Source organism: Corallococcus sp. NCSPR001, assembly GCF_017309135.1.
GTDB lineage: Bacteria > Myxococcota > Myxococcia > Myxococcales > Myxococcaceae > Corallococcus.
In genome coordinates, this window is sequence record NZ_JAFIMS010000002.1 from 4,922,384 (window position 1) to 4,944,818 (window position 22,435).

General features: G+C 69.2%; 15 protein-coding genes. 12 read left to right on the forward strand and 3 right to left on the reverse strand.

What is annotated here, in order from left to right:
• The first annotated feature begins 1 nt into the window (after position 1).
• The 9 genes from JYJ93_RS22010 to JYJ93_RS22050 all read left to right on the forward strand — a co-directional run bounded on the left by JYJ93_RS22010 (position 2) and on the right by JYJ93_RS22050 (position 16,044).
• Complete coding sequence (locus tag JYJ93_RS22010) at positions 2-985, forward strand: ABC transporter permease (protein WP_206794317.1); 984 nt, start codon at positions 2-4, stop codon at positions 983-985.
• Positions 978-2,744 carry a dipeptide/oligopeptide/nickel ABC transporter permease/ATP-binding protein gene (locus tag JYJ93_RS22015; RefSeq protein ID WP_206794319.1) on the forward strand — a complete coding sequence of 589 codons (1,767 nt, stop codon included), beginning with the start codon at positions 978-980 and terminating at the stop codon, positions 2,742-2,744. The genes JYJ93_RS22010 and JYJ93_RS22015 overlap by 8 nt, the downstream gene beginning before the upstream one ends.
• Entirely contained in the window at positions 2,741-3,736 is a 996-nt protein-coding gene (locus JYJ93_RS22020; RefSeq protein WP_206794320.1) for an ABC transporter ATP-binding protein, read from the forward strand. The genes JYJ93_RS22015 and JYJ93_RS22020 overlap by 4 nt, the downstream gene beginning before the upstream one ends.
• Positions 3,717-5,087 (forward strand): GH1 family beta-glucosidase, encoded by a 1,371-nt coding sequence (locus tag JYJ93_RS22025; RefSeq protein ID WP_206794322.1) that lies wholly within the window; start codon positions 3,717-3,719, stop codon positions 5,085-5,087. Before JYJ93_RS22020 ends, JYJ93_RS22025 begins: the two co-directional genes overlap by 20 nt.
• A complete protein-coding gene (locus JYJ93_RS22030) occupies positions 5,084-8,386 on the forward strand; it encodes a glycoside hydrolase family 2 TIM barrel-domain containing protein (protein ID WP_206794324.1) in 3,303 nt (1,100 codons plus the stop codon). Before JYJ93_RS22025 ends, JYJ93_RS22030 begins: the two co-directional genes overlap by 4 nt.
• Positions 8,387-8,399: 13 nt before the next feature.
• Positions 8,400-8,954 (forward strand): hypothetical protein, encoded by a 555-nt coding sequence (locus JYJ93_RS22035; protein WP_206794326.1) that lies wholly within the window; start codon positions 8,400-8,402, stop codon positions 8,952-8,954.
• Complete coding sequence (locus JYJ93_RS22040; protein WP_206794328.1) at positions 8,951-9,619, forward strand: putative glycoside hydrolase; 669 nt, start codon at positions 8,951-8,953, stop codon at positions 9,617-9,619. Before JYJ93_RS22035 ends, JYJ93_RS22040 begins: the two co-directional genes overlap by 4 nt.
• Before the next feature lie 153 nt (positions 9,620-9,772).
• On the forward strand, positions 9,773-14,272 hold the full coding sequence (locus JYJ93_RS22045) for a discoidin domain-containing protein (RefSeq protein WP_206794330.1): 4,500 nt from the start codon (positions 9,773-9,775) through the stop codon (positions 14,270-14,272).
• Between the two features lie 101 nt (positions 14,273-14,373).
• Positions 14,374-16,044, forward strand: a complete 1,671-nt coding sequence (locus tag JYJ93_RS22050) for a M1 family aminopeptidase (protein ID WP_206794332.1) — start codon at positions 14,374-14,376, stop codon at positions 16,042-16,044.
• Positions 16,045-16,112: 68 nt separating this feature from the next.
• On the opposite strand, the gene JYJ93_RS22055 is transcribed toward JYJ93_RS22050, so the two are convergent.
• Positions 16,113-16,745 carry an SRPBCC family protein gene (locus JYJ93_RS22055; protein WP_206794333.1) on the reverse strand — a complete coding sequence of 211 codons (633 nt, stop codon included), beginning with the start codon at positions 16,743-16,745 and terminating at the stop codon, positions 16,113-16,115.
• A 150-nt stretch (positions 16,746-16,895) separates the two neighbouring features.
• On the opposite strand from JYJ93_RS22055, the gene JYJ93_RS22060 reads away from it, so the two are divergent.
• Together JYJ93_RS22060 and JYJ93_RS22065 are read left to right on the forward strand one after the other, a co-directional pair.
• On the forward strand, positions 16,896-17,870 hold the full coding sequence (locus JYJ93_RS22060) for a hypothetical protein (protein ID WP_206794335.1): 975 nt from the start codon (positions 16,896-16,898) through the stop codon (positions 17,868-17,870).
• A gap of 20 nt (positions 17,871-17,890) precedes the next feature.
• Positions 17,891-20,422, forward strand: coding sequence for a PQQ-dependent sugar dehydrogenase (locus JYJ93_RS22065; RefSeq protein WP_206794337.1), 2,532 nt, complete (start codon positions 17,891-17,893; stop codon positions 20,420-20,422).
• Positions 20,423-20,433: 11 nt separating this feature from the next.
• Here the strand turns inward: JYJ93_RS22065 and JYJ93_RS22070 are convergent, their stop codons facing one another.
• Positions 20,434-20,928, reverse strand: a complete 495-nt coding sequence (locus JYJ93_RS22070) for a phosphate-starvation-inducible PsiE family protein (protein ID WP_206794339.1) — start codon at positions 20,926-20,928, stop codon at positions 20,434-20,436.
• Between the two features lie 280 nt (positions 20,929-21,208).
• Here JYJ93_RS22070 and JYJ93_RS22075 point away from each other — a divergent pair, with 280 nt between their 5' ends.
• Positions 21,209-21,856: an isochorismatase family cysteine hydrolase gene (locus JYJ93_RS22075; RefSeq protein ID WP_206794341.1), complete on the forward strand. Its 648-nt coding sequence runs from the start codon at positions 21,209-21,211 to the stop codon at positions 21,854-21,856.
• 30 nt (positions 21,857-21,886) lie between these two features.
• Here the strand turns inward: JYJ93_RS22075 and JYJ93_RS22080 are convergent, their stop codons facing one another.
• A complete protein-coding gene (locus JYJ93_RS22080) occupies positions 21,887-22,432 on the reverse strand; it encodes a hypothetical protein (RefSeq protein ID WP_206794343.1) in 546 nt (181 codons plus the stop codon).
• Positions 22,433-22,435: the final 3 nt, after the last annotated feature.

A 22,435-nucleotide genomic window follows, 5' to 3' on the forward strand; every position in this document is an offset into this window, starting at 1 on the left:
CATGGGCCGCTACATCCTCCGGCGACTGGGCTTCTACCTCATCGCCGCGTGGGCCTCGCTCACGCTCAACTTCGTGATTCCTCGGCTGGCCCCGGGCGACCCGGCCGCGGCCATGTTCGCTCGCTTCGAGGGCAAGGTCGCGCCGGAGGCCATGGGCGCGCTGAAGGCCGCCTTCGGCTTCACGGACGCGCCGCTCTACGCCCAGTACTTCACCTACCTGAAGCACCTGGTGCAGGGCGACCTGGGCATGTCCTACGCCTACTTCCCCGCGCGCGTGACGGAGGTCATCGGCACGGGCCTGATGTGGACGGTGGGGCTGGCCGGCGTGGCGGTCATCATCAGCTTCGTCGTCGGGTCCTTCCTGGGCGTGCTCGCCGCGTGGAACCGGGGCGGGTGGCTGGACTCGGGGCTGGCTCCGGCGCTCGCGTTCCTGGGGGCCTTCCCGTACTTCTGGCTGGCCATGCTGGCGCTGTACCTCTTCGGCTTCGTGCTGGGGTGGTTCCCGCTGCGCCACGCCTACGGGCACGACATGGAGCCGGGGCTGTCGTTCGCGTTCGCCGCGGATGTCGCGCGCCACGCGGTGCTGCCCGCGTCCTCCATCGTGGTGGCCACGCTGGGCGGGTGGATGCTGGGCATGCGTAACACGATGGTGGCCACGCTGGGCACGGACTCCATCCGGCTGGCGCACGCGCGGGGCCTGCCGCCCCGGCAAGTGATGCTGCGCTACGCCGCGCGCAACGCGCTGCTGCCCAACGTCACCAGCTTCGGCATGGCGGTGGGCTTCGTGCTGTCCGGCTCGCTGCTGACGGAGATCGTCTTCTCCTATCCGGGTACGGGCTACCTGCTCATCCTCGCCGTGCGCAACCAGGACTACCCGCTGATGCAGGGGCTCTTCCTGGTCATCACCCTGGCGGTGCTCGCGGCGAACTTCGCCGTGGACCTCCTCTGCCTCTGGCTGGATCCGAGGACCCGCGCCCATGCGTGACTTCCTGCGAAGGCTCGCCCGCCACCGGAAGGCGGCGGTGGGCGGAGGCCTGCTCCTGTTCTTCCTCCCGCTCGCGGTGGTGGGGCCCTTCTTCGTGATGGACCCCACGGAGCTGGTGGGCCGGCCGCACCAGCCGCCCAACGCGGCGCACTGGTTCGGCACCACCGGCCAGGGGCAGGACGTGCTCGCGCAGACGGTGGTGGGCGCGCGCGAGACGCTGGCCGTGGGCTTCGCGGTGGGCGCGCTCGTGACGCTGATTGGCGCGCTGGTGGGCATCACCTCCGGCTACCTGGGCCGCCGCGTGGACGACGTGCTGTCGCTCACCACCAACGTGTTCCTGGTCATCCCCGGCATGCCGCTGGCCATCGTGCTGGGCGCGTACCTGCCGTCCGGCCCGCTGCGCATGGTGGCGGTGCTGACCGTGGCGGGCTGGGCCTGGAACGCGCGCGTGTTCCGCGCGGAGTCGCTGGCCCTGCGCGGGCGCGACTTCGTGTCCGCGGCGGTGGTGACGGGGGAGAGCCACTCGCGCATCGTGTCGCGGGAGCTGCTGCCCAACATGGCGTCGCTGTTGGGCTCGTCGTTCATTGGAAACACGCTCTATGCCGTGGGCGCGCAGGTGGGCCTGGAGTTCCTGGGCCTGGGCGACGTGAGCGCGGTGACGTGGGGCACCAACCTCTACTGGGCCGGAAACGACGCGGCGCTGCTCACGCGCTCGTGGTGGATCTTCGTCCCCACGGGCCTGTGCATCGCGCTCGTGGGCTTCGCGCTCACGCTGCTGAGTTCCGCCATCGACGAGATGACCAACCCCGCGCTGCGCGTACACAAGCCGGCGGCGCTGCCCGCGAGCACGGCCCCCCGCGCGCACCTGGAGAAGCCGGTGCCGGGCGTGCTCCTGCGCGTGCAGGACCTGTGCATCGACTACGCGACGGAGAAGGGCGCCTCCCGCGTGGTGGACTCGGTGTCCTTCGACGTGGCGCCCGGTGAGGTGTTCGGCCTGGCGGGGGAGTCCGGCAGCGGCAAGTCAACCATCGGCTCCGCGCTGCTGGGCCTCCTGCCTTCCTCCGCGCGCGTCACGCAGGGGCGCATCCTCTTCAACGGCATGGACGTCACCGCGCTGGAGGGCCCGGCCCTGCGCGCGTTCCGCTGGCGTCAGGTGTCCATGGTGTTCCAGAGCGCCATGAGCGCGCTCAACCCGGTGCTCACGCTGGGCGAGCAGTTCCACGACACGCTCGCGGCGCACGGCCGCGTGTCGCGCGCCGCGTCCTACGCCCGCGCTCGGGAGCTTCTGGGCATGGTGGGTCTGTCGCCGGACCTGGTGACGGCGTGGCCGCACCAGCTCTCCGGCGGCATGCGGCAGCGCGTGGGCATCGCGCTGGCGCTGGCCCTGGAGCCCCGGCTGATCATCATGGACGAGCCCACCACGGCGCTGGACGTCGTGGTGCAGAAGGAGCTGCTCCAGCGCATGGTGGAGCTCAAGCAGCGGCTGGGCTTCGCCATGCTCTTCATCACGCATGACCTGCCGCTGCTGCTCGCGCTGTCGGACCGCGTGGGCGTGCTCCAGGGCGGCAAGCTGGTGGAGGTGGACACGTCCGCCAACCTGCGCGCCGGGGCCCGCCACCCGTACACGCAGCTGTTGCTGTCGTCGTTCCCGCACCTGTCCGCGAAGGACGCCGCCCCTGAGCCGGTGCGTCAGGCGCCGGAGCTGTCCGTATCGCGGCCGTCCACGCGCGTCGCCGCCATCACCGGAGGTCACCGATGAGCGCGCCCCTCCTGGAGGCGGAAGGGCTCACCCGCAGCTACCTGGCGGGCGGCTTCTTCTCCCGCGAGCGCAAGCCCATCCTCAAGGGCGTGTCCTTCTCCCTCCAGCCGGGGGAGATCGTCGCGCTGGTGGGTGAGTCCGGCAGCGGCAAGTCCACGCTGGCGCGGCTCTTGGCCCGGCTGGACATGCCGGACGCGGGGCAACTGCGGCTCGCCGGGCGCGACGTGCTGGCGGACGGCGGCGCGCAGGCGTCGCTCGACTACCGCGGCCGGGTGCAGATGGTGTTCCAGGATCCGTTCGCGTCCCTCAACCCCGTGCACACGGTGGCCTACCACCTGGAGCGGCCGCTCGTGCGCCACGGCCGGGTGCCGAGGTCGGGCCTGCGCACGCGGGTGCTTTCGCTCCTGGAGTCCGTGGGCCTGACGCCCGCGGAGGCCTTCGCGAAGCGCTACCCGCATGAGCTGTCCGGCGGCCAGCGCCAGCGCGTGGCGGTGGCGCGCGCCCTGGCGGTGGAGCCGCAGGTCATCATCGCGGACGAGCCCACGTCCATGCTGGACGTGTCCACGCGCAAGGGCGTGCTGCAACTGCTCCGCGGCCTCACGCAGGAGCGCGGCATCGGCATCCTGTTCATCACCCACGACCTGGCGAGCGCGCGCCACCTGGCCGACCGCATCCTCGTGCTCTACGCGGGCACGGTGGTGGAGGCGGGCAGGGCGGATGAGGTGCTGCGCCAGCCGCGCCACCCGTACACGAAGCTGCTGCTGTCCGCGGTGCCGGATGGAGACGACTTCCTCCAGGCCGCGCTGCCGGTGCGCCCCGCCACGGGGCCCGCGCCGCTCGTGGGCTGCCCCTTCGCTCCGCGCTGCCCGGTGTCCGAGCCGCGCTGCTCCACCCTCACGCCTCCCGACGTCCTCCCGGCCGCGAATCACCTCGTCCGCTGCCACCTTGAAGTTCCGAAAGGAGTTACCGCCGATGCGTCAGTTTCCTCCTGACTTCCTCTGGGGAGTGGCCACCTCCGCGTATCAGATCGAGGGCGCCACCCGCGTGGACGGCCGTGGCGAGTCCATCTGGGACCGCTTCGCCGCCACCCCGGGGAAGATCCAAGACAAGTCCGACGGCTCGGTGGCCTGTGAGCACTACCGCCGCTGGCCGGAGGACATCGAACTGATGCGCTGGATGGGGCTGAAGTCCTACCGCTTCTCCATCGCGTGGCCGCGCATCCTCCCGGACGGCCGCGGCCGGGTGAACGGCGCGGGCGTGGACTTCTACTCGCGCCTGGTCGACTCGCTGCTGGGCGCGGGCATCGAGCCCTTCGTCACGCTCTACCACTGGGACCTGCCGCAGGTGCTGGAGGACCAGGGCGGCTGGCCCGCGCGCGCCACCGGCGACGCCTTCGTGGAGTACGCGGACGTCATCAGCCGCGCCCTGGGCGACCGCGTGAAGCGGTGGATCACCCACAACGAGCCCTGGTGCATCAGCTACCTGGGCTACGGCAACGGCGAGCACGCCCCGGGCCACAAGGACTGGAACAAGATGCTGGCCGCGGCGCACACGCTGCTCGTGTCGCACGGCAACGCGGTGAAGGTGCTGCGCGCCAACGTGAGGAACGCGGAGGTGGGCATCACCCTCAACCTCACGCCGGGCGAGCCCGCGTCGCCCAGCCCGGAGGACGCGGACGCCACGCGCGACTTCGACGGCGGCTTCAACCGCTGGTTCCTGGAGCCGCTCTACGGCCGGGGCTACCCGACGGACGTGATTGAAGACCACGTGAAGGCGGGCCGCATCGCGTCCCCGGACCTGGACTTCATCCAGCCCGGCGACCTGGAGACCATCGCCACGCCCACCGACTTCCTGGGCGTGAACTTCTATTCGCGCGCCGTCCTGCGCAGCAACCGCATCCCGGAGGAGCAGAACGCGCCCCGCACCGTGTTCGTGCGCCCGGACAAGACGGACATGGACTGGGAGGTGTGCCCGGCCTCGCTCACGCGCCTGCTGGTCCATCTGGAAACCGAATACAAGCCGGGCCCCCTCTACATCACGGAGAACGGCTGCGCGTACTCCACGGCCCCCAGCGCGGACGGCCGCGTGCATGACGTGCAGCGCGTGGAGTACCTGCGCGGGCACCTGGAGGCGTGCAGTGACGCCATCGCGCAGGGCGTGAGGCTGGCGGGTTACTTCGCGTGGTCGCTGCTGGACAACTTCGAGTGGGCCTACGGGTACACCAAGCGCTTCGGCCTGGTGTGGGTGGACTACGCCACCCAGCAGCGCATCCCGAAGGACAGCGCCCATCTCTATCGCGATGTCGTGGCCCAGAACGGGCTGGACGTGGAGCAGGCCGCTTGAAAAGGCTCTTCCTGACGACGTGTCTGGCGTTGTGCGGCGGCACCCAGGCTTTCGCCCAGGTGTCCGGAGCGGGCTCGCCCCTCCAGTCGCCGCCCGCCGCGCAGCCGCCCTCCGCTGGCCCCGTGGACGCCGCCGCGCCCGTGCCGGGGCAGGCGACGTCCGCGCCCGCGGATGCCCCCATCGCTGCTCCGGCGACTCCCGCGCCCCCGCCTGTCGTGGCGTCGGACGCGAAGCGCACGACGGTGACGCGGATCATCCACGACGAGCGCGGCTTCAAGCTCCAGGTGGACGGCAAGGACTTCCCCGTCCACGGCGTGAACTGGGGCTACACGCCCATCGGTGAGAACTACCGGTACTCGCTCTGGACGCAGCCGGAGGACTTCATCAAGCAGGTGCTGGCGAAAGAGATGGGGATGCTCCGCGACGCGGGCTTCAACGCCATCCGCCAGTTCGATGACATCCCGCCCGTCTGGGTCGAATACATCTACCGGAACTACGGCATCCACACGCTGCTCAACCCGCTGATGGGACGTTATGGCCACCCGGTGAACGGGGTCATGGTCGCGAACATCGACTACTCGAACCCGGAGCACCGCCAGGCCATCCTCGGCGCGCTGGCCGAGAAGGTGGAGATCTACCGGGACGTGCCCGGCGTGCTCATGTGGCTGTTGGGCAACGAGAACAACTACGGCCTGCACTGGACGTCGTTTGAGATCGAAGCCCTGCCGGGCCAGGAGGACGCCGCGCGCGCGGAGTCGCTCTACACGCTCTATGGCGAGGCGGCGCGCACGGTGAAGAAGCGGGACACGAACCACCCCGTGTCCATCGCCAACGGCGATCTCCAGTACATCGACCTCATCGCGAAGCACTGCCAGGACCTGGACGTGCTGGGCACGAACGTCTACCGCGGCCCCACCGCGCGCGACCTGTTCGCGGAGGTGAAGGCCAAGCTCAACAAGCCGGTGTTCTTCAGCGAGTTCGGCGCGGACGCCTACGACGCCCGCGCGGGCCGCGAGGACCACGTGGCGCAGGCGGAGTACCTGCGCACGCAGTGGGAGCAGATCTACCTGGAGGGCTACGGCCAGGGCCTGTCCGGCACGGCCCTTGGCGGCTTCGTCTTCCAGTGGGTGGACGGCTGGTGGAAGCACGGCCAGGAGTCCAACCTGTCCATCCACGACACCACCGCGACGTGGCCCAACGGCGGCTACGCGGCCGACTTCGTCCCCGGCCAGAACAACATGAACGAGGAGTGGTTCGGCATCGCGGCCCTGGGCCCGCCGGACTCCAACGGCATCAGCGGCATCCAGCCGCGCACGGCCTACTACGTCCTCCAGGCCGTGTTCCGCCTGGACCCGTACGCGACGACCACGAACCCGGACGTCATCCGCGACTACTTCGCGGGCATCCGTCCGTCCGCGCTCACCAGCAGCTACACCTCGTCGGTGGCGCTGGCGCGTACGGAGGAGCTCAGCGCGGTGCGCGTGTCCAACCTGCGGCTGCTCCTGGACAGCTCGCTGTCGCGAGGAAGCATCGCGACGACGCGGCCCAACCAGAGCGCCGCGGACCACACCGAGTCCATCTTCTTCGACCTGGCGTTGCAGCCGGCCAGCGGCGTCTACGGCCGCGCGTCGTTCAACGTCGTGGGCAACGTGGCGCAGAACCGGCTCAACAACCTGTTCTACGAGAACCGCGGCACGCCCGCCACGCCCGGCACGGGACAGGTCCCCGTGGGCCCCGGCGCCCCGGCGCGCGAGCAGTCGCCGTTGGATCGCTTCGCGCTGTACCAGGCGGAGTTCAAGTTCGACCGCTCGGACTTCGCGCTGGAAGGCTACTACCGCACCGGCCACTACCACTGGGGCGAGGAGGGTGACTTCTTCAACCTCTATCGCGAGGCGAACTACGGGCCGAACATCGACATCTACCACGGCAACGCGCCCTTCGGCGTGGTGTTTAGCGGCAAGAAGGCCATCGACGGATTGAAGGTCGCCATTGGCCCGGAGCTGTACTGGGGCGCCAACCCCTCCGTGGTGGCGAAGTACCGCGACAACGTGGGCCCGGTGAACGTGACGCTGGTGCACCAGGAGGACCTGGCGCAGGGCGCGTCGTCCGCCACGGCCTCCGTGGTGCGCGAGCGCATCGCGCGCAGGACGGCGCTCAACTTCCAGTACGCCACCGGCAAGCTGGTGCTGGACGTGGGCGGCCTGCTCTCCGCGCCCCAGCGCATTGGCGAGACGTTCACCTATACGCGCGCCGCTCCTGAAGGTGGCCCCAGCTACCTCAACAGCGGCTACGACGTGCTCCAGGACAAGGTGCAGTTCCTGGACACGCTGGGCGCCAAGGCGCGGCTCACCTACGACATGGGGCCGGTGCGCTGGCTGGTGCAGTCCTCCTTCCGAGGCCTCGTCGCTGACAGCGGGCCGGAGCAGGGCAACATCATCACCGGCTGGAGCCTGCGGGAGAGCGGCCGAGGCAACCACTACGCGGGCCAGCTGGGCGCGGCGTTGCAGTTCGGCTCCATCCAGGTGTCGCCCAACGTCCTGTACCAGAAGCCCCTCATCGGGCCGAACCCCACCATCCAGGACGCGTACGACCCGGCCACCGGCATGTACTACGCGGGCGTGCGTCCGCGCAGCGTGCTGGTGGACTCGTTCAGCGTGCTGGACAACCGCGAGACGCTGGGCGGCGAGCTGCTCATCACCTTCGACCCGACGCCGGGCACCTGGTTCTGGTCCTGGGACCGCGACATGCGCGAGGACGCGCCCTTCGCCGCGGGCCTGGACATCGTCTACCGGCACCAGCCCACGTCGCGCGACGCGGGCATCGCCATCCTCGCGGACGGCAGCACCATCGCCTTCGGCAGCGCGCCGGTGGCCCGTGATGAGTGGGAGACGTCCCTGCGCCTGGTGGGCAACCCCACCCAGCGCCTGCGCCTGTACGGCACGGCCTACGTGGGCAGCCAGCAGTCCTCCGGCGAGGACAGCCGGCAGGTCCACCGCTTCGGCCTGGACGGCTCCGCGCTCTACGACACGCTGCTGCTCGCGGCCCAGCTGCGCTTCAACGACTGGGGCCCGTACGACTACCACCGCGTCTTCAACCTCACCTACCCGGTGCAACTGGGCGGGGACCTGTCCTACGGGTTGAAGAAGCCGGTGCTGGGCGCGGTGTCCACGCGCTTCGGTCTGCGCGGGCTGGTGCGGATGCTGAACGAGTACTCGGAGGGCCTCAACGAGCAGGGCATCACCGAGGGCCTGAAGGGTCGCGAGTACGAGGTGGGCGCGTATGCCATCCTTTCTCTCTGAGGGAACACGCATCATGAGGACTGGTTTCCTGCTGGCCACCGTGGCCGCGCTGTCTGGCTGCTACGAGGACCCGACCATCATCTACGGCAGGCCGCTGGACGGGATGACCTTCACGGTCACCGACCCGGCCATGGGCATCTACCCGAACACCTCCGTGCTGGATGATCCGAACAACCCCTTCGCGATGTCGGGGGTGGGCACGGAGACGAAGTGGCGGATCCAGTCCGGGGCGGACCCGGTGGGGGCCTACTACGCGTGGGCCACGGTGCTCGCGAACGGGCCGTACGGTGAAGCGCAGTACTACGTGGCCCTCAACCTGGCCGCCATCTACCAGCGCGGGCTGGCGGACCAGGCGAGCCTGGCCCAGACGCGAGAGATGGCGGTGAAGGCCTACCAGTCCGTGCTCGACAACTTCCCGGACGCGGTGACCTACGACGCGTCCGGCACGGTGGCCTACGAGCTGGTGACGCCCGCGTACAAGGGCGTCGTCGAGCTGGGCGGCACCGTGGCGGGCGGCTGGGTGATGGTGAAGACCTCCAGTGGTGCGGACCGGGCGGTGAAGCCATGAAGAAGCCTGTGTGGGGCCTGTTGCTGCTGCTCTCCGCCTGCCGCCCGGATCCGGGCCCGGCGGACTACTCGGGACAGGAGCTGCCGGACCCCCAGAACCCTGACGGCGGGCCGCAGCCCGCGGACATGCTGCCGGGGCCGTTCCCCTACGAGGCCGGCAAGGCCCGCCTGATGGTGGGCATCTTCTACGAGACGGGCCGCTCGCAGGAGATCATCCTCGACAACGTCGACTCCAACTTCTACCTCTACGAGAACACCGTCTACGTGGAGTCCGACCCGGACCACGTCGAGGGCAAGTCCGCGGACCGCATCGTCCAGAACGGCAAGCCGTGGATGGGCTTCGGGGTGCACTGGAAGCAGACGCACAACTTCGACGCGTGGAAGACGCTCCACGTGAGCATGAAGTCGTCCGACGCCGCCTTCGCCAACGTGAAGATCGGCATGACCAGTGGCACGGGCACCGCGGAGAAGGGCAACCCGCTCGCCGTCACGAGGTACGGCTGGGCGAACGATGGCGAGTGGCACCACCTGGCCATCCCCGTGGCGGACTTCGTCGCGGCGGGCCTGAAGCTCAACGACGTGTCTTCACCGTTCACCTTCGCGGCGGAAGGCGGAACGACCGGTCAGTCCCTCCTGCTCGACAACCTGTACTTCACCGCGGATTAGGCAGGAACGCAGTGCCAGGAAGGGCGGGCCGGCTGTCGCCGTGTGACAGCCGGAACGCCCGAGCCTTGTCTTGAAGCCACCGTCACGCCCCCGCGCGCGGTGTCGACAGGGCAGGGATGCAGTGGCTGTTCCTACTCAAGGAGTCATCCCCCTATGTCTGGATCCTTGCCGCAATTGTCAAGCAGGGGCGCAAGCCCATGTCTCCGTGAAGCACCGCGTGTCGGGTGGTTACAAGCCTTCGCGGCGGTGCTCACGCTGGTGTCCCTCCTGGGCGCGACCGACGCCCTGGCGCAGACGAACGTCGCGCTGAACAAGGTCACCTACACCTCTTCCGCGGAGGGTCCATTCCTGGGCCAGTACGCGGTGGATGGTGACGGTGGCACCCGCTGGGCCAGTGGCTTCACGGCGAACGAATGGATCACCGTGGACCTGGGCCAGACGCGCACCATCTCGCGCGTGGTGCTCACCTGGGAGGCGGCCTACGCCACGGTCTATAAAATCCAGGTCTCTAGCAACAACACCACCTTCACCGACGCGCTGACGGTGAACACCGGTGACGGCGGGGTGGACGACGTGTCCCTGCCCTCTGGAATCACGGGACGCTACGTCCGCATGCAGGGCGTCACCCGCGCGCTGCCCGCGTATGGCTATTCGCTGTGGGAGTTCGCCGTCTATGAGACGGGCGGCACGCCGCCTCCCACCAACACGGACCTGGCGCGCAACCGTCCGGCCACCGCGTCCAGCGTGGAGGCGGACGCGGCGGGGCTCCAGCCGGGCTTCGCGTTCGACGGTGACGTCAACACGCGCTGGGCCTCCGCGCAGGGCGTGGACCCGCAGTGGATCCGCGTGGACCTGGGGTCGTCCCAGGTGGTGGGCAAGGTGGTGCTGGACTGGGAGGGCGCGTACGCCAAGACGTACACGATTGACGGCTCCAACAACGATAGCACCTGGACGACGCTCAACACGGTGACCAACGGCGCCATCGGCCGCCGCGAGATCCCCGTGTCGGGCACGTACCGTTACATCCGCATGCGCGGCACGGAGCGCGGCACGGGCTATGGCTATTCGCTGTGGTCCTTCGAGGTCTACCAGGACGGGGGCACGACTCCGCCGCCCACGCAGACCACCAACCAGACCATCAAGCTGAACTTCCCGGAGCTGGCGTACGCGAAGATCAACGTGTCGCCCGCGCCGCTGTCGGTGACGCCGGTGCCGGAGGAGGGCAACACCACGCCGTCCGTGCGCAACCCGCCCGGGCCCTTCACCTACCAGCTCACGTTCCCGCCCAACACGACGGTGACGCTGTCGAAGAACCAGTTCTCCCCCACGCAGCCCAACACGGACATCCGCCTGGCGGTGGTGGACGTGAACGGCGTGCAGCAGCGCGCGCAGTCCGTCACGGCGCTGGCGGTGCAGGGCGCGGACTGGAACGTGGAAATCTTCTCCACGGGCAATGGCCCCACGGACCCGCGCGACCCGACCATCATCCCGGACCCGTACGTGGCGCCCGCGCCGCTGCCGGTGGCCGGAGCGTTCCGCCTGTCCTCGCCGGCCAACAACGCGATGATCACCGCGACCCGCCGTCCCACGCTGTCGTGGGCCACGGTGACGGGCGCGACGAACTACAAGCTCTACGTCAACCTCACGCGCAACGACTACGACTGGATGGCGGCGGGCAACCTGCTGGACAGGTACACGCAGGTGGCGTCGCAGACGGGCACGTCCTTCACCTTCACGGACGACCTGCCGGACCGCTGGACGTACAAGTGGTACGTCGTGGCCACGCTGTCGGGCGGCACCACGTCGCGCTCGGACATCGGCAACTTCAGCGTGTACCTGCCGGTGGTGGAGACGCAGGCGGACGGCATCAACCTCATCAACGGCATCCGCGACCTGAACAAGAACGGGACGATTGAGCCGTACGAGGACTGGCACAACCCCGTCTCCGTGCGCGTGAACGACCTGCTGGGCCGCATGACGCTGCGCGAGAAGGCGCTGCAGATGTTCTACGACGCCAAGACGTACCCGGAGGCCGGCTTCCAGATGGGGCCCCTGTCGCCCACGGACATCCCCATGTTCCAGAAAGCGTCCGCGGCCACGCGCCTGGGCATCCCGCACATCGACGCGGGTGACACCATCCACGGCTACAAGACGAGCTGGCCCACGCAGCCCGCGCTGGCGGCCACGCGCGACCTGGACACCATCTACGAGATGGGTGACATCCAGCGCCGCGAGCAGCTGGCCATTGGCAGCCGAGGCACGCTGTCGCCGCTGGCGGAGGTGAACACCAAGGTCCTCTATCCGCGCACGCAGGAAGGCAACGGCGAGGACGCGGACCTGGCGGCGGGCATCACCCGCGCGCTCATCGCGGGCCTCCAGGGCGGTCCGGAGGTGAACCCGTCCTCCATCTGGGTGACGACGAAGCACTGGCCGGGGCAGGGCGCTGGCGGTGAGGCGGGCATCACCTACGACGGCACCACCATCCACTACCACATGCGTCCGTGGCACGCGGCCATCGAGGCGGGCACCAGCGGCATCATGCCGGGCTACGCGGGCAGCTGGCTGTTGGGGCCGGAGGGCTACGGCGCGGGTGACAACCCGGGCATCCTCAACTACCTGCGCAACCAGCTGAAGTACGACGGCGTCATCTGCTCGGACTGGCTGCCGTCGGGGTCGTGGGTGCGCTCCGCCACGGCGGGCTCGGACGTGATGGGCGGCGCCACGCCGCAGGCCATGGCCAACTTCGAGAACGAAGTACCCGTCGCGCGCATCAACGACTCCGTGCGCCGCATCCTGGACCTGAAGTTCCGCCTGGGCATCTTCGAGGACCCGTACAAGCAGGGCCCCGCGGGCACGTCCCAGTGGCACACCGCGGACAGCAAGGCGGCGGTGCGCCGGGCCTCCCAGGAGGCCATGACGCTGCTCAAGAACGATGGCGCGCTGCCCATCCGCCTGCCGGCGGGCGGCAAGCTGGTCATCGCGGGCCCTCGCGCGGACGACATGTCCTGCATGGTGACCTGGCGCTCGGACTTCCACGGCAACGAGTTCGGCGACCCGACCATCTACGCGGCGGTGAAGGCGCGCGCGGAGGCCGCGGGGCTCACGGTCTACAAGGACAACGCCCCCGCGGGCGTGACGCCGGACGCGGCCATCGTGGTGGTGGGCGAGAGCTACTTCACCCACGGCACGGAGTGGGACAAGGAGAAGCCATACCTGCCTGGCGACCCGATTGGCCCGGCCCACGACGCGAAGTGGGGCGACCAGTACGGCGTCATCAACAGCTTCAAGTCGCGGGGCATCCCCACGACGGTGGTGGTCATCAGCCCGCGTCCCTACGTGCTGACGAACGTGGTGCCGCTCTCCAACGCGCTGATGCTGGCGTACCGCCCCGGCGACATGGGCGGCTACGCGGTGGCGGACGTGCTGTTCGGTGACGTGCTGCCGCGCGGCAAGACGCCGTGGCAGCTGCCTCGCTCCATGAGCCAGATTGGCACGGACGTGGAGAGCAACCAGTTGGAGAAGTGGGACCTGCCGTTCGACCTGGGCGCGACGGATGCGGAGCGCGCGGCCATCCGACAGAAGATCGCTGCGGGCCAGCCGGTGCCGCCCACGTACGGCAACCCGCTGTACCAGTACGGCGCGGGCATCCAGGGCTTCGGCCTGACGGACGCGACGCCGCCCGTGGCGTTCAACCTGCTGACGCCGTCGAACAACCTGGTGATCACCGGCACGCGCCCGGCGTTCACCTGGGCGGCGAGCAGCGACCCGCAGACGGGCATCCAGCGCTACGAGGTGTTCCTGGATGGTGGCTCAATGCCGGTGGCCATCACGAAGACGCCGTCGGCGGCGCTGGACGGGCTGAAGCTGGCGAACGGGACGCACACCTGGTTCGTGAAGGCGTTCAACTGGGCGAACGGCGTCACGCAGTCCGCGACGTTCACCTTCACGCTGAACGACACGACGCCGCCCGCGGCCTTCGCGGCGCTGTCGCCGTCGGCCGGGCAGTCGGTGCCGGGCACGTCCACGCGCTTCATCTGGGAGCAGACGACGGACGTGGGCGCGGGCGTGGCGGAGTACGTCCTCATCGTGGACGGTGCGGACCGCACCCCCTCCATCCTGCGCAGCACGCCGGTGCCGGCGGGCACGAACCTGGCGCGGGGGAAGAATGCCTACGCCACGTCCGTGGAGTTCGGCAGCGCGAACGACGCGGTGGATGGAAGCCTCACGACGCGCTGGTCCAGCGTGGGCACGGCGACCACGGGTGACACGGAGTCCATCACCATCGACCTGGGGGCCATCTACTCGCTCAAGCGCATCGTGCTGAACTGGGAGGCCGCGTACGGCCGCCGCTACGTGCTGGAGGCGTCGCTGGACGGCTCCACCAACTGGACGGCGCTGAAGACGGTGGACACCGGCGACGGAGGCATCGACGACTGGACGGTGGCCGGCGTGGGCCGCTTCGTGCGCATGCGCGGTGTGCAGCGCGCGACGGCGTACGGCTACTCGCTGTGGGAGTTCGAGGTCTACGGCGTGGGCACGGAGCAGACGACGCTGAACGGTCTGTCCACGGGCTCGCACACGTGGCGCGTGCGCGCGGTGGATGGCGCGAACAACACCACGCTGTCCTCGGGGCCCATCACCTTCACGAAGTAACGGTGAGGCCTTGAGGTGAGGGGAGGGGCGGCCAGGGCGATGGCCGCCCCTCTTTCATTTCCAGGACGACCCGGGTGGGCGCCCGGGTCCGTATCCGAGCCGTGCTCCTGCCCTGGCTCAGACGCTTCGCGCTGCCGTACTTCATCCTGGGCGTCACGGGCTGCGAGTCCGGTGAACCGCCAGTGGGACCGCCGGACGTGGTGCGGGGGCCGCTGGCGTCCACCGTGGAGCGCTACGACCTCGCCTTCGACCTCACCACGGGGGAGGCGTCGTCGCGGCTGTGGCTGGACGTGGAGGCGGGCGCGCGGGGCTGCGTGTCGCTCCCGGCTCGCGCGGAGGTGCTGGACGCGCGGTGGGGCGGGGTGGCTCCCGAAGGCTTCCGCGTGGCGGATGGCCGGCTGGAGGTCTGTGGCGTGACGCCGGTGGAGGGGCCCTTGTGGCTCGACAGCCGGCTGCGTGTTCCGGAAGCCACGGTGCCGTACACGCAGGTGGGGTTCTCACGGCGGTCGGATGCACAGGGCCGTCCCTTCGCGTATCTGCTGGGCTGGGTGGAGTCCTGCGACCTCTTCGGTCCGTGTGACACGGCGCCCGGGCGGCTGGCGCACTTCACCTTCGACATCACGCACGCGCCCGGGGAGCGCGTGTTGTGTCCGGGGAGCCTGTCTCGGCGCGATGAAACACATACGCGCTGCGAGCTCCTGGAGACTCGGGCCCCCACGTACTCCGCCTTCATGGTCGCGTCGCATCCCGCGTGGGAGCGGACACGGCTGGTGGACACGGACGCGGGGCGCGTGGAGCTGTATGAGCCGCCCGGGGGACCGCTCGGGGCGGCGATCGACGCGGGCGCGGTGGCGGAGTTCCTGGCGTGGATGACGGCGCGCTTCGGGCCGCTGCCCTATGGCCCGGAGCTGCGCGTGGCCAGCGGGCGCACGGACTGGCTGGGCATGGAGCACCCGGCCAACATCGTGCTGCGCGACGATCTGCCAGGGATTGGCGGGGTCTATGCCAACGTGACGTTGCACACGTTGATGCATGAAATCGTGCACCAGTGGGCCGGAGACCGGACGACGCTGGCGAGCGCACAGGACTATCCGTGGAAGGAGGCGGTGGCGGAGTACCTCACGTATGTCTTCGAGGACGAGCACCGGAGCGAAGAGGCCGCGGTCACGCTGGCGTATTGGGACCGGTTGGCGCGGACGGCGTCCTACCATCTGCGTCCAAGAGACACGCCCGCGCCGCCCTTCCTCTCCTTCGTGAATGACATCTACGGCACGGGCACGCTGATCCTCCTGGTGCAGCTGGAGTCCCTGCTGGGGCGGGAGCAGGTGCTGGCGGGGCTCCAGGCGTTCCTTGCAGAGCCGGGCGTCCGGAGCATCGAGGACCTGCGCCAGGCGCTCGAAGGCGCTTCGGGAGGGAGCCTGCGGCGCTACTTCGACACCTGGGTGGATGGGGAAGGGGAGCCGGACTGGCCGTACTTCCAGGTGGAGTGGCGCCAGGGCGAGGTGCTCACGCTGACCGTGACGCAGCGGACGGTGACCGGGAAGGTGTATCCCTGCGAGGTGGAGTTGGAACTCCAGGGCCTGGCGCCGGAGGAGCGGCGGAGGGGCACGGTCTCCTACGGCCTGGAGCCGGAGTCCGTGACGGCAGGCCTCACGGTGGAGGGGTTGCCGTGGAAGGTCCAGCAGGTCGCGGTGGATCCGCGCAACCGCCTGGTCAATCGCAGGAGCCCGGGGCTGGTCCGGGAGCCCGCGCCCCAGCGCTGGCGGTTGTGAGTCGAAAAGGAAAGCCCCTCGAGCCAAGGGAGGCTCGAGGGGCCGTTGGCCGCGAGATGGCGGTGGGACTACGGGGTCGGCACGGCGACGGCGGGGGCAGCGGCGGCGGCTTCCTGGGCGGCCTTGGCCTCGGCAGCCTTGCGGGCGGCTTCGGCCTCCGCGCGCTTCGTGACCTCGGCCTGGGCAGCGGTCTTCATACTGGCGAGGCCCTTCTCGAAGTCCTTGCCGATCATCTGGTCCATGTCCATGACGAGGCACATCGCCTTGCTCATGAAGTTGTGGTCGCCGGCCATGGTCCAGGTGACGGCGGTGCCGTCCGTGGCGGGATTGAACGTGAAGGTGGTGATGCTGCTGTCCTCGAAGGGCTTGATGAACTCCAGCTTGATGCGGACGGACGCGTTGGCAGTGGCCTCCAGGATGGTCATGCGGCCCTCCCCGACGTCGTTGTTGCCCACCCACCCATAGGTGGCACCAACGCCCGACTCCGCGCCGTCGAAGGTCCGCTTCATGTTCGGGTCGAGGTTGTCCCAGGGAGACCACTGGTTCCACTGGTGGAAGTCATTGACGAGACCGAACGCGATGTCGGGCGTGCCCGGCACGGTGGCGGAGCGCGTGACGGTAAAGGTATCAGGGCGGGTCGCGATGAAACCGGCGAGCAGCGCGAGCGCGGCGACGACGCCAATGGCAATCTTCTTGAACATGAAGTTCCTCGAAAAGGGTCCCCTGGAAGGGGAGCCCGCGTCTTAGGCCGCCCGTTCGGTCCAGCTCAAGCCCCCCTCCGTGCGGTCCCTGCGCGAAACCCCTTCATGCCCCGTGCGTGAGCGGCTATGCGTCGACTCCGGACCCGCTCCATGCTCCCGTCTTCCCTGATGCTAACCCCTGACGCCGCGAGACAGTTGTCCCTCCTGCGGACGCTGGGGGAGCCTGAGCTGTCGGAGTACACACGGTGGCAGTGGCTGGGGTGGGATGCGTCTTCGCGCTACCTGCTGTCCGTCCAGAAGCAGGGTGGGACGCCGTTGCGCTGGTGGGACCTGCACTCGGACACGACGGCTCCGCTCTTCGCGCACCCGGTTTCCCGCTGCGTGGCCGCGTGGTTCCTTCCTGGCTCCCAGCGCCTTCTGTCCGTGACGGCGCGCGGCACCCTCCAGACCTGGTCCGTCACCGACGGCACGCTGGTATCCTCGGTGGAGACCGGCGGGTTCGTCGCCAACGCATTCCTGTCCCCGGACGGGACTCGCCTGCTGCTTGCGTCCGCCCAGGGCCGTGTCCTGCTGTGGGACCTGGAGCGCGGTTGGCTCGTGTGGCGGCTGGAGGACCGCGCGTTCCTCTACGGATGCGCGCTGTCGCCGGATGGCCGGTTCGCGGCCGTGGGCGCCGCCGAGGAACAGGATGGTGCCGCGACTCGTGGCTCTGTTCGCCTCTGGGATGCCAGGACAGGCAAGCCCGTGCGGACCCGTGCGATCGATACCCAGCGGATCTGGAATGTGGCGTTCACGCCGTCCGGAGAGTCGCTGGTCGCCGCGAACTCCGGTGGCGAGCTGTTGTTCCTGCGCCTCCCAGGACTGGAGACCCTTCGGGTCATCCAGGCGCCGGCCTCCGGCGCGATGCAGCTGGAGTTCAGCCCCAAGGGCTCCCTCCTGGCCGCCAGCGCGGACACGAGCGCGTTCGTGGTCATCGACGTCCGCGAAGGGCGCAAGGTCTTCGCCTATTCGGACCTGGATGACATGCAGGGCAGCACCGCGAACTTCTCCCCTGACGGCCGCTTCGTGTGCTGGGGCATGGACGACGGCAAGGTGGGCATCTGGGGTGTGAAGCCCAGACCGTAGCTGGTGGTAGCGTGTCTGCCATGCGTTCAGCCCCGCCCCTGCTTGTGCTGGCATGCCTTGCGGCCTTCACCGCCCAGGCCCAGACCCATATCCCGCCTCCGGCGACTGGCGCCTATGGCGTCGAGGTCGCGAAGTTCATTGAAACGAACGCGCTCCAGGAGGCCTCCGGGCTGACCTGGGCTCCGGACGGCTCCAACCGTCTCTTCGTGGTGCTCAAGGGGGGAACGGTCCGGGTCATCCAGAACGGCGCGCTCCTGCCCACGCCTTTCATCACGGAGGTGGTGGCGACGGATGGTGAACAGGGGCTGCAGAGTCTGGTGTTCGATCCGGACTTCGCGACCAACCGCTATGTCTACGTCTTCGCCAGCCAGCCGAACATCACGGTGAACGGCGTCGTCCGGTACATCGCGCAGATCCTCCGGTTCAGGGACTCGGGTGGCGTCGGTGTCGGGCGGACCGTCATCGTCGACAACATCCCCTCGGGCGTGACCCATAACGGCGGAGGTCTGGCCTTCGGTCCGGATGGGCGCTTGTATTTTGGCGTCGGGGACCGGGGGACGTCCGAGGGCGGCAATGATGACCTGTCCCAGATGTCGTCGAAGATCCTCCGCGTCAACAAGGACGGGACCATCCCCACGGACAACCCCTTCTACGACGACTGGGGGCCGAACCACGACCTCATCTGGGCGCGAGGCTTCCGCAATCCCTTCCGGATCCGCTTCCAGCCGGGGACCGGGAAGCTCTGGGCCAATGTCGCTGGCGAAGCCGCCGAGCAGATCTTCAGCGTGGGCCGGGGCGAACATGGTGGCTGGTGGCAGTATGAGAACAACCAGCCCGCGGGCTTCCTGGCGCCGCTCGTCGCGTACACGCCAGGGCAGTGGGAGGAGTACGGCTTCACGGCGAACGGCGCCGTGCGCAAGAACGGGGTCGCGACCTTCACCGTGAGTGGCACCCATCCGGTGTCCTCTCTGCGCAAGGGCAAGAAGGTGCACCTGCGTGATGTGCGAGACCCCAGCTTCAACGGGGTGGGCTTCATCACGGGCTTTCCCTCGCCCTTGTCCTTCACCGTGGCGCAGCCCGGCCCGGATGCGGTGAGCGGCGGCGGCGGGTTGAAGACAGACCCGATGGGCGACGCCGTCGTCGGTGGCGCGTTCTACGCGGGCACGCGCTTTCCCTCCGAGTACCAGGGGGACTACTTCTTCGCCGACTTCGATGGGAGCGTGTTCCGGGTCGACCTGGGAGCGGATGGCTCCGTGAACAAGGTGGACCTCGTGGTGAACTACTCCGACTGGGAGTCGTTCACCGACGTCGCGGTGGGGCCGGACGGCGCGCTGTATGTGCTGTCCCTGGGCAACATCATCTACCGCGTCACGCCGCTGCCCGCGGGCCAGGGCGTGGTCGTCTCCACCCAGGACCTGGTCGTCCCCGAAGGCGGGTCGAAGACGCTCATGGTCTCCCTGGCCATGCCGCCGACGACCCCGACGTCCGTGGCCCTGGTGAGGCGTGAACAGGACTCGGACATCCGGGTGAGCGCCGGGCAGCCGGTGCTCTTCGACGCGACCAACTGGAGCGTCCCGCAGTTCATCACCCTCAGCGCGGCCCAGGACGCGGACTCGGAGGTGGACCACGCCACGTTCTTCGTCACCATGGCCCCGGGCTTTCCGGAGGGCGTGCCCGGCGTGGAGATCCACGCGCGCACCGAGGAGGACGAAGTCCAGGCGCTCCAGCTCTCCACCACGTCGTTCGACCTGGACGAGGGAATGGGCGGCACCTTCACCGTCCGCCTGACCTACGCGCCGACGTCTCCCGTGACGGTCACCGTGGCCCGGACTTCGGGGAGCGCGGACGTGACCGTCACCGGCGGTGCCTCCCTGACCTTCACGCCCGAGGACGGCACCTCCGCGAAGACCGTCACAGTGGCGACCGTGCGCGACACCGACAGCGAGGACGATGTGGCCCTGTTGACGGTGTCCTCGCCGGGACTCACCTCGCGGGTGGTCACCGTCATCGCCAGGGACGTGCTCGGGGTGCCTGCCATCACCTCCGCGCCCCTGACGACGGCGACCGTGGGGACACCCTATGCATACACGGTCACGGCGAGCGGAAAGCCGGTGGCTTCACTGACGCTGTTGCAGGGGCCGCAAGGCATGACGCTGGACCCTGTCAGTGGACGTCTGTCCTGGACGCCCGCGGCTGAAGGGACCGTGACCGTCTCCGTGCGCGCCAGCAATGGACAGACCCCGGATGCGGTCCAGACGTTCCAGATCCAGGTCCGGGCGGCGACGGTCTTCGACGCCGGCACCAGCTCGGATGCGGGCAGCGCCGTGGACGCGGGTACCCAGACGGATGCCGGAGCCAATGCGGATGCGGGGACCGGCACGGACGGCGGAAGTGGCGCGGATGCGGGCGTCAAGCAGGACGGCGGCACGGTGACGGGCCCGGATGAGGCTGACTCCGGCGGGTGCAGTGCCGGCGCCACCGCGCTTCCGGGTGTCCTGGCCTGGTGGCTGCTCGCGGGGGTCGTGTGGCGGCCCCGCCGTGCCCGGCGGTGACCCTGCTGTCGTCAGGAATGCCTCCCGGCCTGCTGCCCGGTTGGGGGGCTTCTTCCTTGACGGCGGCGGGCGGACCCGCGCCGCGCCCTGAGGGAAAACGCCACTGCGAGCGCGATGATGAGCGCCGCCACGGCCAGCACGCTGACGCCGTCATACTTCGACAGGTCCAGAACGATGACCTTCCGGGCGATGGCGATGAGCGCGACCTCCAGGACGATTTCAACGTGCACGACGTTGTCGCGCAGGTACGCCTTGATGGTCTCCAGCAACTCCACGCCAATGAGGATGAGGAGAACGAAACCAAAAATCTCCAGCAGTTCATCCACCTCCAGGATGAGCACGGGCGGGGTGATGATGTCCTGGGCGATGATCCACCCCAGCTCGAGGGTGGCAAGCGCGACGACGACCATCATCATCACGACGACCGTGACGACGATGCCGCGCTCGAACTTCTTGATGGCGAAGTGCAGCCTTCCGCCTGGGGGTGGAGTGCCTTGCGTGCTCACGAACCGTCCTCCCTCCGCGCCCAGGCGATGCGCGCGCCCGCTCGCATCCGGGAGAGGCGCGGTGCCTGGAGGTGGCGCCACGCAAGGTGCCGCTTTCGAGCGCCTGCACGTCGGGAAGCTCGCGGGTGAAGCCATTCGTGCCTCCCCGGGAGTGAAGTTGGGCGTCGAGGGCAGGGGCGGCAATTCTCCAGGTGGAAGATGTTGGCGGCCAACGAAGCGGCCCCCAGGGGCTCCGCCTCCCGCTCGCGGATGATTAGCGTTCCGCCACGGGGAGGTGGACGTGGCGAAGCCGCGCCAGGCGGTCCGGAAGCAGACGCGCACGCCGCACGAGCGGCGGCATGACACCGCGTTGCTCATCATCGACGTCATCAATGACCTGGAGTTCCCCGGCGGGGAGAACGTCCTGCCCTGGGCGCTGCGCATGGTGGAGCGCCTGGGCCCCTTCGCGGAGCGGATGCGCAAGGCGGGCGTCCCGGTCATCTACGTCAACGACAACTTCGACCTGTGGCGCAGCAGCTTCACGGACGTCTACAAGCACTGCACCCGGCGGGACAGCCGGGGCCAGCGCGTCGCCCGCGCGCTCAAGCCCCAGCCGGACGACTACTTCATCCTCAAGCCCAAGCACTCGGCCTTCTTCGCCACGTCGCTGGTGCCCCTGCTGGAGCACCTGGGCACGAAGAAGCTGCTGCTCGCGGGCATCGCCACCAACCTGTGCGTCTTCTTCAGCGCCCACGACGCGCACATGCACGAGTACAAGATCACCGTGCTCAGCGACTGCTGCTGCGCGGAGAGCGACAAGGACCACGACCTGGCCCTGGATCAGCTCCAGCGCTTCCTGCGCGTGCGCGTCTGCCGGGGGGACGAGGTGCACCTGCAACCCCGCTCGCGCCGCCGCGCCACGCGCAAGCCCCCGCCAGAATGGAAGTGACGGGGGCCGCCTGACGCGCGCAAGGACGGCTCAGACGTCCTTGTCGCCGTCGTCATCGTCGTCGTCGAGGATGTGGCACTTGCCCGCATCCTCGTCGAGCGCCTTGCCGATGAACTCCTTCACCAGGTCGTCGCCGTTGAACACCAGGGACAGGGAGTTCTGCTCACCGCCCACGTCCTCCTTCTTGTCCAGGACGAGCCTGCCACCCAGCGCCGTCACGTCCCCGTCGACGTGCGCGCCCGCGGGCACCCGCACCTCGCCGCCGATGGACACCACGTCGCCCTTCACCTTGGCGCCGGGCTCCAGGATGACGCGGCCCCGGATGGCGGCCACGTCGTTGTCCACCACGGCGCCCTTCTTCACGATGACGTCGCCGTCCACGGCGACCGCGTCCTTGATCTTCTCCCCGGGCTCGATGACCAGGTTCGTCCCCTGGACCGCCTTGCTCCCGTCCTTGACGTTGACGCAGATGGTCTTGGCGGGGGCCTTGGCCGGCTTCTTCGCCGGTTCGGCCGCCAGGGCGGGCACGGCCAGCGAACAGGCGAGCAACAGGGTGGGGAGGAGCGGGCGGCGCATGGC

What these genes read in the sequence shown, in the direction of transcription:
- JYJ93_RS22010 (WP_206794317.1), top strand. Translation starts at nt 2, where the DNA reads ATGGGCCGCTACATCCTCCGGCGACTGGGCTTCTACCTCATCGCCGCG.
- JYJ93_RS22015 (WP_206794319.1), top strand. Translation starts at nt 978, where the DNA reads ATGCGTGACTTCCTGCGAAGGCTCGCCCGCCACCGGAAGGCGGCGGTG.
- JYJ93_RS22020 (WP_206794320.1), top strand. Translation starts at nt 2,741, where the DNA reads ATGAGCGCGCCCCTCCTGGAGGCGGAAGGGCTCACCCGCAGCTACCTG.
- JYJ93_RS22025 (WP_206794322.1), top strand. Translation starts at nt 3,717, where the DNA reads ATGCGTCAGTTTCCTCCTGACTTCCTCTGGGGAGTGGCCACCTCCGCG.
- JYJ93_RS22035 (WP_206794326.1), top strand. Translation starts at nt 8,400, where the DNA reads ATGAGGACTGGTTTCCTGCTGGCCACCGTGGCCGCGCTGTCTGGCTGC.
- JYJ93_RS22040 (WP_206794328.1), top strand. Translation starts at nt 8,951, where the DNA reads ATGAAGAAGCCTGTGTGGGGCCTGTTGCTGCTGCTCTCCGCCTGCCGC.
- JYJ93_RS22045 (WP_206794330.1), top strand. Translation starts at nt 9,773, where the DNA reads ATGTCTGGATCCTTGCCGCAATTGTCAAGCAGGGGCGCAAGCCCATGT.
- JYJ93_RS22055 (WP_206794333.1), bottom strand. Translation starts at nt 16,745, where the DNA reads ATGTTCAAGAAGATTGCCATTGGCGTCGTCGCCGCGCTCGCGCTGCTC.
- JYJ93_RS22060 (WP_206794335.1), top strand. Translation starts at nt 16,896, where the DNA reads ATGCTCCCGTCTTCCCTGATGCTAACCCCTGACGCCGCGAGACAGTTG.
- JYJ93_RS22065 (WP_206794337.1), top strand. Translation starts at nt 17,891, where the DNA reads ATGCGTTCAGCCCCGCCCCTGCTTGTGCTGGCATGCCTTGCGGCCTTC.
- JYJ93_RS22080 (WP_206794343.1), bottom strand. Translation starts at nt 22,432, where the DNA reads ATGCGCCGCCCGCTCCTCCCCACCCTGTTGCTCGCCTGTTCGCTGGCC.